The organism is uncultured Mucilaginibacter sp., from assembly GCF_913773635.1.
In the GTDB taxonomy this organism is placed as follows: Bacteria; Bacteroidota; Bacteroidia; order Sphingobacteriales; family Sphingobacteriaceae; genus Mucilaginibacter.
Window position 1 is genome coordinate 49,413 of sequence record NZ_CAJYGQ010000008.1, and the last position, 11,776, is coordinate 61,188.

Genomic DNA, 11,776 nt, shown 5'->3' on the forward strand with positions numbered 1-11,776 from the left:
GAAATTTTGCTTCATAAAAAAAAGGAGGCAATGCCTCCTTTAAACTGTGTTATATTAACAATTGCTATGCAAACGCAATAGTAACATACCTGGTTATAATACGTGCTGAGCAAGTATTCTTTGCAAATCGTAAATGTTTACCTGTTTGTTAAACTTTTTGGTGATGCTGGCTGCAGACTCGCCCGATACCCAAATGTTAAGCTCCGCATCCAAATCAAGGTGGCCGGCTGTGGTAATGCTGAACCTTGAAATACTTTTATAGGCAATTGACATGTACTCTACTTTGCTGCCGGTAATGCCTTGCTTATCTACCAGTATTAAACGTTTGTTGGTAAAAATAAAAACGTCGCGTATTAGTTTAAAGCCAATTTCAATGGCTTCGCTTTCAGCTAACAAATGTGCATAATCTTTGGTTAGTTCGGCTTCATTAGCCACACCTGCGTTGCCAAGCAACTTAGAAAATAAACTCATGATGGTTTTAGATTGAGTGTGTTAAATAATTGCTTAAATATATCAATTAAAAGACAAGTGACTGTCTTTTTAAAAGAATTATAGCCTGATGAAGTACGGTTTATTGTCAGCGTGCCTTACATTAATTATGGAGTAAGCATAAATAATCAGACTGCCTAATAAAAATATTTAAAAACTACAACGCAGCCCTTGTAGGTAGCAAACTGGTTGCTTAATTGCCTTTTATGATTTATTTTGGCGGAGTATGATTTTTCAACGCCCGTTTACCTTTGGTTTATATGTTAGGCTTATTGCTATTAGCACCATATTATTCTCCTGCAATCAAAAGCCACCGAAGGATATAGCCGTACAAGGCACCTCTCCTGATAGCGAACACCAGCGCGTAAGCTTTAAACCTATTGAAGGCATTGCCTATACCGAAATACGACGTGAGTACGAAAATGGTGTTGGCTTTAATCCGCTTGGCTATCATTTACAACCCGAATGGAAAGTAACCTTTTTACCTGGTAAAGATTCGGTACGCATATTTAGTCCGGTACTTGGGCGTTTTATAGTAAACGAGGTCATTTATGATCATGACTCGGTGGTAAACGTTGCACACTCATGGTTGAAGGTTAAATTACTTCACCCCGATAGCCTGAAGTTTCAGGTACTGTATGTGCGCAATAAACGTATTATGGATACCACCGGGCAAATTTTCATGACGCTTTACAGCAATAGCTATATAAAAGATAAACTTAAAACTACCGTTGAAGAACTACAGAAGCCGCCCCGCCGCGATAGTGTTTACATTAAAAACCTGGTGAGGCAATCATTAGCACAGGTTACAAAAAAAGCTTTTGCCGCCACCGAGCCGGTTACTTTAACCAGCAAGGTACCACAGGTTAAAATAAAACGGCAGGTGCTATCGCGTGATAATGCGCTTAAAGATGCTACCGTAGCCGATAATTACCTTTTACCTACGTTTGATATTGAAATTCATAAAGCATATGCTAATTTCAATCACTCCATGCAGTTGATAGTTGATCAAAATGGCAAGCTTATATTTGATAAACCCACCGTTTTACTATATGATGAAATTGAGAACCGGAAAAAAGTAATGAAAGGGGTTGTTGATGGCTACCTTACCTACTATATATCCACCACACCAGGCAAAACTTTAGGCTTGGCTCACCCCAGCTTTATAAGGGTTAATGTAAAAGGCATTCAAGATTAGTTTGAGCAATGGAAGATTATAAAACTGTACAGTATTCACAAACTACTTTAACGGAGTTAATGATACCTTCCTACTCCAACTTTGGCGGCAAGGTACACGGAGGAATTATATTAGGATTGATGGATAAGGTTGCGTACGCCTGTGCAGCCAAACACGCAGGTAATTACTGCGTAACCGTTTCTATTGATACCGTTAACTTTTTAGCGCCTGTTGAGGTTGGTGAACTAGTTTCGCTGCTGGCCTCGGTAAACTACGTTGGCAATTCATCCATGGTAATTGGTATACGCGTACAAACAGAAAACGTACGTACAAAAGAAGTTAAGCATACCAATTCCAGTTACTTTACTATGGTTGCTATGGGCGATGATCATAAACCAGCGCAGGTTCCGGGCCTGATTTTAAAGTCGCCGGTGGAAATTAAACGCTTTTACGAAGCATACCACCGTAAGGAGCTAACAAGATACTACAACAGCGAGCAGGCACGTATAAAGAACGATGCAGAAATTGAAGAAGCATTGAAACTAATCAGCAATGAACGCTGCAGAATAGAACTTGAAAATAATTAGCCTGATAAACAAATTTGTACATTATTGTATACATAAAAAAGCGGCCCTAAAGCCGCTTTTTTATGTATAATTAATAAGCTATTAAATAGTTGTAGTTGATGACGGTCCTCTGAACATACCCAACACTAATGATATAACTGCTAATACGATTAATATGTGCACTAAACCGCTTACTGAATAAGCAAATACGCTGATCGCCCAACCTATTACCAGGATAACTGCGATGATATACAATAGTGATCTCATAGTGAATGTTTTTTTAGTTAAATGTTACTTAACTATATTCAAAATCGTGCCATTCACTGTTTCACCTAAAATTTTTGGATAAATTCTAAACCTGTATTACATCGTTTCAAGACTATCAGGGTGCCGTGGTTTCCACCATATGTAGTAATACACTAAACAAAACAGGCCCAATAAAAATGGTATTAAAGCTAGATGCTTATAGGTCACCCCTGCAAAAACTATTAACTCATCAAAGTGCAAAAATTCGCTAATCATCCAGTAGGAGTTGGCACTTATCCAAAAAGCAATAGCCAGGTTATGGCAAAGCTCCGAAACTAACTGACGGGTATTGTAAGCAATGAGTATAGCAATTAAAAGGGTAGGAAAAATCATCACCAAACCAAGAGGTTTCCATATAAGGCACCAGCCTATATCTTTTAGCAACCAAAAAACAATGTGCAAGTTTTCCATTTTGCGATACCTGAGCGGAATGCTATACTGAGCCATGTGCCTAAAATAAAAAGAAATGATGAACTTTAACCGTCTTTCAATTTATTGCGCAATGCTGCTGCAACTGACTAAAAGGCCAACTAAAACTTTATATTTGTAACAAATTAATGACGGCAACCCTTAATGTCTAAACTTATAAAGCTGTTTACCAACCGTATTTTTGTTACCATACTTTGGTTTGCACTCAGCTTTTTTGCTATTCTCAAACAGGTATTGCACCAGCACATTAACAATTATTATATTTATAAGTACACATTTGTAAACCTGGTTCACCGCGTTAACTTATACATACCGCAACCCCAATATTTTTTAGATACCAACCATTACGGGCCACTATTTGCACTGGTTATTGCCCCTTTTACCCTTTTGCCCGATGGCATTGGTGCTATACTTTGGGTTATGGTAAACGCATGGGTGCTTTATGCCGTTGTTATTCGCCTGCCACTTACGGCTATGCAACGCACAGCGGTACTGCTAATTTGCGCTCATGAACTCATGACATCGTCATTCAATGTGCAGTTTAACCCAATGATGGCGGCGCTCATTGCACTAAGCTATATACTTATAAAGCGCAAACAGGATTTTTGGGCAGCGCTGGTTATTGTAGCCGGCACTTACATAAAACTGTATGGTGTTGTAGGTTTAGCATTTTTTTTCTTTTCCGAACACAAAATCAAGCTCATACTATCACTCTTGTTTTGGGGCGTGGTATTGTTTGTGCTTCCCATGCCGTTTTCATCACCATCATTTGTAATTCAAAGTTATTATGACTGGTACACGAGCCTTGTTGAAAAAAACATGCAAAATGCGGGCTCAACCATGCAAGATATATGCGTAATGGGAATGATCAGGCGCATATTCAACTATCCGCAACTATCAAATTTACTGGTAATGCTGCCTGCATTAATACTATTTGGGCTAGCTTATTTAAGATTCAACAGTTTTAAGCAAACCTCCTTTCAGTTGCTTGTTCTGGCATCTACCTTAATATTCACGGTTATTTTCAGTACGGGGTCTGAGTCGCCCACTTATATCATTGCCTTTTTGGGCGTTGCCATTTGGTATGTTAATCTTGACCGGCCGGTAACCAAATTTGAAATCGGCTTATTAATTTTTGCTTTCATAATAACCAGCTTGTCGCCATCTGACTTATTTCCAAAATACATCAATAAAACCTATATAAAACCATATGCACTTAAGGCTTTACCTTGCTTTGTGATATGGTTACGAATTGTTTACGAGAGTTTAACCCGTGATTTTAGCCGCAAACCGGTTTACGTAGGTCAATAATGAGAAGAAAGATTTCTGTAGTGATTCCTTCTTTTAATGAAGAAGGAAATATTGAGGTTTTAGCTACCAAATTGGTAGAAGTACTGAAAAAGGTAAATTACGATTACGAGGTAATTTTTGTTGACGACGGTAGCTCGGACGGTACATTAAATAGCCTGAAAACACTAAACGGGTTAGATGAAAATCTCTACTACCTTGAGTTATCACGCAACTTCGGGCATCAAAATGCGCTAAAGGCCGGGTATGACTATGCCGATGGCGATGCCGTTATCAGCATGGATAGTGACATGCAGCACCCGCCCGATATGATTCCGCAATTTTTAGAAAAGTGGGAAGCCGGTTATGACGTTGTGTATACCTGCCGCGAATACCAAGATGAAGCTACTTTTTTCAAAACCAAATCGTCAGATTTATTTTACTCGGTTATCAATTCCCTGTCTGACACTAAACTGGAGCGTGGCACTGCCGATTTCCGCTTGATCGATCGGAAGGTAGCCAATGTGCTAAGCAGTTTAACTGAGGATGGCTTGTTCATTCGCGGCCTCATTAAATGGCTTGGCTTTAAACAATACGGCATACATTACCAGTGCGACGCACGTTTTTCGGGCAAGAGTAAATATAATTTAAAAAAGATGTTGCGCTTTGCCGTGCAGGGTATTACTGCGTTCAGCGTTAAGCCGCTTAACATGGCTATTGGCATCGGTGGCTTTTTTGCTGCCTGCAGTTTGCTGTACATACCCTATATTTTAATAAGTTACTTTGATGGCGAAGCCGTTTTGGGCTGGTCATCTATTTTGGCTACTATAGTTTTTTTTGGAGGCGTTCAGCTTATGGTGATGGGTATAATTGGCTTGTACCTAGGCAAACTGTTTATGCAAAGCAAACAGCGCCCCAACTACATCATCCGTTCAACAAACTTACAACGTATAACTCATGATATTACTAAGCTTCGACATTGAAGAGTTTGACATGCCTTTTGAATATGGCAAAAGCATTCCTTTTGATGAGCAGCTTTCCATATCAACCCAGGGCACTTCAAGCATTTTAAAAATTTTGAAAGATGCCGGCGTTAAGGCAACATTTTATACTACTGCCAATTATGCCATGCACAAGCCCCAAATTGTGCATCAAATAATTGATGAAGGGCATGAGCTGGCATCACATGGTTTTTATCATTCTGATTTTAAGCCCGAGCATCTTTTACAATCAAAAGCCAAGCTCGAAGAAATTGGCGGTGTAGCAGTAAAAGGTTACCGCATGGCAAGGATGATGCCTGTAGATGAACGCGAGATTGAAAAGGCCGGTTACGTGTATAATTCTTCGATAAACCCAACATGGTTGCCAGGCCGTTATAACAACTTTAATAAGCCGCGAACATGGTTTTATCATCACAACGTATTACAGTTGCCGTCATCTGTATCGCCGCTTATACGTTTTCCGTTGTTTTGGCTAAGCTTTCACAACCTGCCTATGGGAGTTATTAAGATGCTTAGTTCGGCTACGCATCGTAAAGACGGGTATCTGAATCTATATTTTCATCCATGGGAGTTTACTGATTTGGATCAACCTGAGCGCTTTAACTTTCCAAAATACGTAGTACGTAATACCGGCGAGGCCTTTATTAACCGGCTCAGCGCTTTTATAGCATGGGCAAAGGGTAAGGGATTTGAATTTTCACGAACAGATGCATTCGTTGCAGCTATAAAGGATAACGCTAATCTGAAAAAATAGTCTACAAGTCACTTAATCAACAGTATATCAGATTATCAAAAAACTAATCAAATGATTAGTTTTTTACTTTTCGCTCACAATACTCCTATTTAATTGCGTATTTTTGCAAAATATAAGCAAACTTAATAGTTATATAATTACGTAACATTATAATATACACAGCGTCTTAGGTAGAGTTTAAACGGCCGGTAAAAGTTAAAAAATTATTAGGAACACGGCATTTTACACTTTTCCCGTTAGTTATTACTCAAAAGTTTGTTACGACGTCCTTAAATTAAAATGTGTTACAAAGGTTATTTTAAATATTTATTAGTTGCTTTATTACTGTTTACTGCTGTTGCAGCTGTAAATGCTCAAAATACTATAGTAACCGGTTTTGTTACCGATGCTGCAAACAAGCAGCCTTTATCGTACGTAACGGTTAGCTTTCCGGGCACTACCACAGGTATAAATACCGATAGCAAAGGCCGTTATACCCTTTCCACATCCAATCGCAGCTATACTAAGCTGCAGGTTTCCTTTGTAGGTTATAAAACATCAATTATTGATATCACTCCGGGCAAAGAGCAAACTGTAAACGTTAAACTACAACCTGATAACACTGAACTTGATGCGGTACTTATAAGACGCGGCAAAAAAAAGAAGTACAGCAATAATGACAATCCTGCTGTTGAACTTATAAGAAAGGTAATAGCTAACAAAGAAAAGAACCGCCCCGAAGCATACAATTACGTAGAGTACAAAGGTTACGAGCGACTCAACTTTTCATTCATTAACGTGTCAGAAAATTTTAGTGATAAGAAATTTTTCCGCAAGTATAAATTTCTGCTCGATAACCGCGATACCACCACCGTACCAGGCAAAAACCTCTTACCCGTTTACCTGAACGAAAAAGTATATCAATATTACTACAGCAAAAATCCTGAAAGAAAGAAAACTACCGTATTAGGAGAAAAAGGAGTAAACTTTGGTAGCTTTTTGGATAGTGAAGGTATTGGCGTTTACTTTAAGCACCTATATCAAAACGTTGATATTTATGCCAACAGTACCGTTTTGGTAACTAACGAATTTTTAAGTCCTATATCTGACGCGGCACCCTCAAGCTATAAATTCTTTATTACTGACACCATTGTTGTCGATAATAACAAGGTGGTTGAGCTAAGCTTTACACCGCGTAATACTAACGACCAGCTTTTTGAAGGCAGCATATACATAACGCTAGATGGTAACTACGCAGTACAAAAAGCCGACCTTACCATTAATCGTAAAATCAATTTAAACTGGGTAAAATCAATGCATATTATGCTCGACTTTGCCCGCAATACTGATGGACGCTATTACTTAAGCCGCAGTAATACCATGGCCGACTTTGGCATGTCCAAGAACAAAAAAGGTGGCTTATTTGGGCAACGTTTGGCAATATTTAATAATTATGTTACCAACGTACCACGCCCTGACACTACTTACCAGGGAACGCAGGAGATAACCTCTGATGCAGTAAAGCATCGCAGCGACGACTTTTGGGCGCAACAAAGGCAAGATACGCTTACCGGGCCGCAATCAAAGGTATATGCTAATATTGACAGCCTGGGGCGCATGAAGTCCTTTCGCCGTACGGTTGACATTGCTTCATTATTTTTATTTGGTTATAAGCAATTTGGCCCTTTTGATTTAGGTCCGGCAAATGCATTTTACAGCTTTAACCCGGTTGAAGGTTTCAGGCTGCGTGTAGGCGGGCGCACAAATGTTGAATTCAGTAAACGGGTTTTGCTTGAGGGCTATACTGCATACGGCTTTAAAGATCAGCGTTGGAAATACTTTCTATCAGGAACGTTTTCACTCAATAACAGTTCTATATTCAGATTTCCGCAGCACTACATTAAAGTGGGCTTTCAACGTGATACACGCATACCCGGACAAGAGTTGCTGTTTTTACGCGAAGACAACTTTTTACTTTCGTTTAAGCGCGGAAATAACGACAAGTATTTGTACAACGATAACTACCGTATAGACTACCTTAAAGAGTTTCCTAACCACTTTTCAATTGGAGTAGGTTTACGTAAATGGACACAGGAACCTGCAGGATCGTTATATTTTGATAATAGTATAAACGGCTTGGCCAACCGCGTTCATGATCTTACCACATCTGAAGCAACGCTTACATTACGCTATGCTCCGCACGAAGAATTTTACCAGGGCAAAGTGTACCGTAAATCATTTATTAACAAGTATCCTATTATTACCCTTAACTATACCAAAGGCTTTAAAAACGTTTTCGGAGGCGAGTACAATTACAGTGACGTATCGCTAAATATTTACAAACACGTTTTTATGAAAAAGCTTGGCGAGGCCGATATATGGATTGACGGGGGTAACACCTTTGGGCAGGTTCCTTACCCATTACTTACCATACACCGTGCTAACCAAACTTTTGCATATGACCCTATTTCGTACAACCTCATGAATTTCCTGGAGTTTGTGAGCGATCATTATGCAAGCATTAACGTTGATCAGCATTTTAAAGGGTTGCTTTTTAACCGCATTCCGCTGTTAAAAAAACTTAAATGGCGTGAGGTGGCTTCTGTAAAATCTTTATGGGGCGGCATACGCGATGAAAATAACCCCGACCTTCATCCATCACTTTACGAGTTTCCAAAAGAAAGTAACGGCGCGCCCATTACCTACGCTTTGGGCAGCAAGCCGTATGTTGAGGGCAGTGTAGGTATCGAGAATATTTTTAAGGTTTTAAGGGTTGACCTGGTGAGACGTTTCAACTACCTCGATCATGCAAACATTGCCGATTGGGGTATCAGAACCCGCATACAATTTATTTTTTAATTAATTTAGCGCCGGATTTTCCGGTTTAAACAAATGGCACAGCAAACATCGTTACGTACAAATTTGCAGTTAGGCATTTACCGCGTAATCGATCCTTTTGTAAAGGTTTTGATTAAGGTTGGCCTTACTCCAAACGCAGTAACCCTTATAGGTTTTATTTTAAATATTGGTGTAGCCGGCATATTTATATGGGGAGCTGAAGAATCAACCCGCGACGATTTATCAGAAGTGGGCTGGGCAGGTGCATTAATATTATTTGCAGGCTTGTTTGATATGTTAGACGGTCAAGTAGCGCGTCTTGGTAACATGAAATCTGTATTCGGTGCCCTGTTTGATTCTGTTTTAGACCGTTACAGCGAGCTGATTATGTTCTTAGGTATATGTTATTACCTTGTGGCTAATCATTATTTCTTAAGTTCAATATTTGCTTTTGTAGCTCTTATAGGTTCCATGATGGTAAGCTATGTACGTGCCCGTGCCGAAGGCTTAGGCGTTGAAATAAAAGGCGGACTAATGCAGCGCCCCGAACGTGTAGTAACCATTGGCCTTTTTGCACTTATTTGCGGCGTAACCTCGGCCTATATAGGAGGCGATTTTAAATGGTATATTCCGGGAATCAAATATCACGTATTTGAAACCATGTCAATATTCACTGTGCCAATTACCATATTGGCAGTACTAACCAACCTTACCGCATTCCGCCGCCTAATGGATGCTAAAAAAGCTTTAGGCGAACTCAATAACCAAGGTTGAAAAATTAGTAAATGAAACTGAACATAAAAAACGTACTAAGCGGCATTGTTTTAACGCTTGCTACCATTACCGTTGCACAGGCAGGCAGTATACCCGCCGATACTGTTAAAAACATAAATGCACTGCCAGGCAACCCATACCCTGCGCTACCTGCAACCGTAAGCAGGTTGTTTTATGTACAACGCACACCAAACTCTAATACGATAGTTTACGAGCTAAACTTAGATAAAGACGGTAAGCCTGATGAAGAAACGCCGGTACACCCTTACTGGATACGCTACCATGATAAGGGTGAAAAAGCTGAGCTCAATTTTATTCAGCGAAAATTTGCCTATGGCGTTACCTCAAAAGCCTTAGGAAATGGCAAATATGATATCAGATTTGTGTCATACAAAAAATTTCCGCTTACGCTGATGAAGGGTGCTGACGGAAAATATCATATCTTCGCAACTGTTTCGCAGCGCCAGTTTATAGTTAACCGAATTTTTTTGAGGATAGAAGGTGGCTCATTTTGGGTTCCGAATGTGCGCTTTGTGGAATTTAAAGGAACAGACCCGGCAACCGGTAAAGAAGTTACTGAGCGTTTTAAACCTTGATTAGTGATGAAAAAGAATTACGTTTCCAACTCGAGTGAATCTGTGCGTATGTTTAAAAGCGATCTTTTAGAAGCGCTTTCAAAAGTACACTGGACAGTGCCCCTTTACGTTTTTATACCAATTATAGGCTTTTTAAGTTACTGGGCATTTACCCATACCGGCATTACTGTAGCCGGCTTTTTTGGCCTTATGGTGGCGGGGCTTGCTTTCTGGACTTTTGCCGAGTACATTTTACACCGCTACGTATTTCATTTTGTGCCCAAGGCTGAATGGGCTTTACGTATACATTTCATTTTCCATGGCGTTCATCATGATTATCCAAGTGATGCAAAACGCTTAGTAATGCCTCCATCGGCAAGTATACCAATGGCAACCATATTATTTTTGCTTTTTAACTGGATATTACCCGAAGGATATATCTTTTCATTTTTCCCGGGCTTCCTCATAGGTTACCTTGTATATGATATATCGCATTACGCTATACATCACTTCAATTTTAAGGGTGGTATGTGGAAACGTATTAAGCAACATCATATGCTGCACCATTACCAAGACCCAAGCAAAGGTTACGGTGTTAGCTCGCCAATTTGGGATAAAGTTTTCGGTTCTGATTTTATAAAAAAGGCTAAATGAGTTTTGCCATATCGAAGGGCGCCCCGGTAACGTTTAAAAACTTTTTAATTGTTACCCTGGCTGCTGTTTCTTATCTTCTGGCATCTTACTTCCTTGTTGGGTTTAAAAGTGATCAGATTGTATTAATTGGCATCTTTTATACTCTTTTCTATGCCTCAGAGGTTACCCGCAAGTTTGTGCTTGGCTTTTCTATATTCATCGTATACTGGATCATCTTTGATTACATGAAAGCTTTTCCAAATTACAATTACAAAGCCGTTCACCTATCTGAACTTTACAATTTTGAAAAGCATCTATTTGGCATAAAACAGGCTGGTACTATAGTTACACCAAATGAGTACTGGCGTATTCATGGTACTACTTTTTTAGATATATTAACAGGACTTTTTTACCTCTGCTGGATTCCGGTTCCTCTGGGCTTTGCAGCTTACCTGTTTTTTACGCGTAAACGTGAATTTTTATATTTTTCACTAACATTTGTACTGGTAAACCTGCTTGGGTTTGTGGTATATTACACTTACCCGGCTGCACCACCCTGGTATATTCAATATCATGGCTTTCACTTTTTTAAAGCTACCCCTGGCAATACTGCAGGTTTAAGCAAGTTTGATGCGTACTTCGGCATCTCACTTTTTAAAGATATCTATTCCAAAGGTTCTAATGTGTTTGCGGCAATGCCATCGCTCCACTCAAGCTACCCATTGATAGTGGTTTATTATGGTTTAAAAAACAAACTTGGTTGGGCTAATATCTTTTTTATAACGGTTACTGTAGGTATATGGTTCGCTGCTGTATACACCAGCCATCACTATTTACTTGATGTACTTGCCGGTATTACTACTGCTGCATTAGGTATTGCATTGTTCAACCTCATTGTAACAAAATCAAGGGTCATTAATGGTTGGCTAAACCGTTACGAAGCTATAATTCAATAATTTAAGCCTTAA

The 11,776-nt window shown here is 39.4% G+C and carries 13 protein-coding genes; 10 read left to right on the top strand and 3 right to left on the bottom strand.

Going from position 1 to position 11,776, the window contains the following annotated elements:
* Positions 1-93: 93 nt before the first annotated feature.
* Complete coding sequence (locus QZ407_RS09795; protein WP_295770332.1) at positions 94-471, bottom strand: PH domain-containing protein; 378 nt, start codon at positions 469-471, stop codon at positions 94-96.
* 244 nt (positions 472-715) lie between these two features.
* Between QZ407_RS09795 and QZ407_RS09800 the strand changes: the two genes are divergently transcribed.
* Together QZ407_RS09800 and QZ407_RS09805 are read left to right on the top strand one after the other, a co-directional pair.
* On the top strand, positions 716-1,687 hold the full coding sequence (locus QZ407_RS09800; RefSeq protein WP_295770336.1) for a hypothetical protein: 972 nt from the start codon (positions 716-718) through the stop codon (positions 1,685-1,687).
* An 8-nt stretch (positions 1,688-1,695) separates the two neighbouring features.
* Positions 1,696-2,253 (top strand): acyl-CoA thioesterase, encoded by a 558-nt coding sequence (locus QZ407_RS09805; RefSeq protein ID WP_295770339.1) that lies wholly within the window; start codon positions 1,696-1,698, stop codon positions 2,251-2,253.
* Between the two features lie 81 nt (positions 2,254-2,334).
* On the opposite strand, the gene QZ407_RS09810 is transcribed toward QZ407_RS09805, so the two are convergent.
* On the bottom strand, positions 2,335-2,499 hold the full coding sequence (locus tag QZ407_RS09810; protein ID WP_157542684.1) for a lmo0937 family membrane protein: 165 nt from the start codon (positions 2,497-2,499) through the stop codon (positions 2,335-2,337).
* Positions 2,500-2,595: 96 nt separating this feature from the next.
* The gene (locus tag QZ407_RS09815; RefSeq protein WP_295770343.1) at positions 2,596-2,985 is read right to left on the bottom strand and encodes a hypothetical protein; all 390 of its coding nucleotides are present in this window, start codon (positions 2,983-2,985) and stop codon (positions 2,596-2,598) included.
* Positions 2,986-3,111: 126 nt separating this feature from the next.
* On the opposite strand from QZ407_RS09815, the gene QZ407_RS09820 reads away from it, so the two are divergent.
* The 8 genes from QZ407_RS09820 to QZ407_RS09855 all read left to right on the top strand — a co-directional run bounded on the left by QZ407_RS09820 (position 3,112) and on the right by QZ407_RS09855 (position 11,764).
* Positions 3,112-4,278, top strand: a complete 1,167-nt coding sequence (locus tag QZ407_RS09820; RefSeq protein WP_295770345.1) for a glycosyltransferase family 87 protein — start codon at positions 3,112-3,114, stop codon at positions 4,276-4,278.
* A complete protein-coding gene (locus QZ407_RS09825) occupies positions 4,278-5,237 on the top strand; it encodes a glycosyltransferase family 2 protein (RefSeq protein ID WP_295770348.1) in 960 nt (319 codons plus the stop codon). The genes QZ407_RS09820 and QZ407_RS09825 overlap by 1 nt, the downstream gene beginning before the upstream one ends.
* A complete protein-coding gene (locus QZ407_RS09830) occupies positions 5,212-6,009 on the top strand; it encodes a polysaccharide deacetylase family protein (RefSeq protein WP_295770350.1) in 798 nt (265 codons plus the stop codon). The genes QZ407_RS09825 and QZ407_RS09830 overlap by 26 nt, the downstream gene beginning before the upstream one ends.
* Before the next feature lie 279 nt (positions 6,010-6,288).
* Positions 6,289-8,847, top strand: a complete 2,559-nt coding sequence (locus tag QZ407_RS09835) for a DUF5686 and carboxypeptidase-like regulatory domain-containing protein (protein ID WP_295770352.1) — start codon at positions 6,289-6,291, stop codon at positions 8,845-8,847.
* Positions 8,848-8,880: 33 nt separating this feature from the next.
* Positions 8,881-9,600 carry a CDP-alcohol phosphatidyltransferase family protein gene (locus QZ407_RS09840; protein ID WP_157542688.1) on the top strand — a complete coding sequence of 240 codons (720 nt, stop codon included), beginning with the start codon at positions 8,881-8,883 and terminating at the stop codon, positions 9,598-9,600.
* Positions 9,601-9,611: 11 nt separating this feature from the next.
* Positions 9,612-10,196 (top strand): DUF4833 domain-containing protein, encoded by a 585-nt coding sequence (locus QZ407_RS09845; protein ID WP_295770355.1) that lies wholly within the window; start codon positions 9,612-9,614, stop codon positions 10,194-10,196.
* Positions 10,197-10,202: 6 nt separating this feature from the next.
* Positions 10,203-10,829 (top strand): sterol desaturase family protein, encoded by a 627-nt coding sequence (locus QZ407_RS09850; RefSeq protein ID WP_157542689.1) that lies wholly within the window; start codon positions 10,203-10,205, stop codon positions 10,827-10,829.
* Complete coding sequence (locus tag QZ407_RS09855; RefSeq protein WP_295770359.1) at positions 10,826-11,764, top strand: phosphatase PAP2 family protein; 939 nt, start codon at positions 10,826-10,828, stop codon at positions 11,762-11,764. The genes QZ407_RS09850 and QZ407_RS09855 overlap by 4 nt, the downstream gene beginning before the upstream one ends.
* Positions 11,765-11,776 lie beyond the last annotated feature (12 nt).

Coding starts and splice junctions, on each gene's coding strand:
- QZ407_RS09850 (WP_157542689.1), top strand. CDS start 10,203: ATGAAAAAGAATTACGTTTCCAACTCGAGTGAATCTGTGCGTATGTTT.
- QZ407_RS09840 (WP_157542688.1), top strand. CDS start 8,881: ATGGCACAGCAAACATCGTTACGTACAAATTTGCAGTTAGGCATTTAC.
- QZ407_RS09800 (WP_295770336.1), top strand. CDS start 716: ATGATTTTTCAACGCCCGTTTACCTTTGGTTTATATGTTAGGCTTATT.
- QZ407_RS09810 (WP_157542684.1), bottom strand. CDS start 2,499: ATGAGATCACTATTGTATATCATCGCAGTTATCCTGGTAATAGGTTGG.
- QZ407_RS09830 (WP_295770350.1), top strand. CDS start 5,212: ATGATATTACTAAGCTTCGACATTGAAGAGTTTGACATGCCTTTTGAA.
- QZ407_RS09855 (WP_295770359.1), top strand. CDS start 10,826: ATGAGTTTTGCCATATCGAAGGGCGCCCCGGTAACGTTTAAAAACTTT.
- QZ407_RS09835 (WP_295770352.1), top strand. CDS start 6,289: ATGTGTTACAAAGGTTATTTTAAATATTTATTAGTTGCTTTATTACTG.
- QZ407_RS09825 (WP_295770348.1), top strand. CDS start 4,278: ATGAGAAGAAAGATTTCTGTAGTGATTCCTTCTTTTAATGAAGAAGGA.
- QZ407_RS09795 (WP_295770332.1), bottom strand. CDS start 471: ATGAGTTTATTTTCTAAGTTGCTTGGCAACGCAGGTGTGGCTAATGAA.
- QZ407_RS09815 (WP_295770343.1), bottom strand. CDS start 2,985: ATGGCTCAGTATAGCATTCCGCTCAGGTATCGCAAAATGGAAAACTTG.
- QZ407_RS09820 (WP_295770345.1), top strand. CDS start 3,112: ATGTCTAAACTTATAAAGCTGTTTACCAACCGTATTTTTGTTACCATA.
- QZ407_RS09805 (WP_295770339.1), top strand. CDS start 1,696: ATGGAAGATTATAAAACTGTACAGTATTCACAAACTACTTTAACGGAG.
- QZ407_RS09845 (WP_295770355.1), top strand. CDS start 9,612: ATGAAACTGAACATAAAAAACGTACTAAGCGGCATTGTTTTAACGCTT.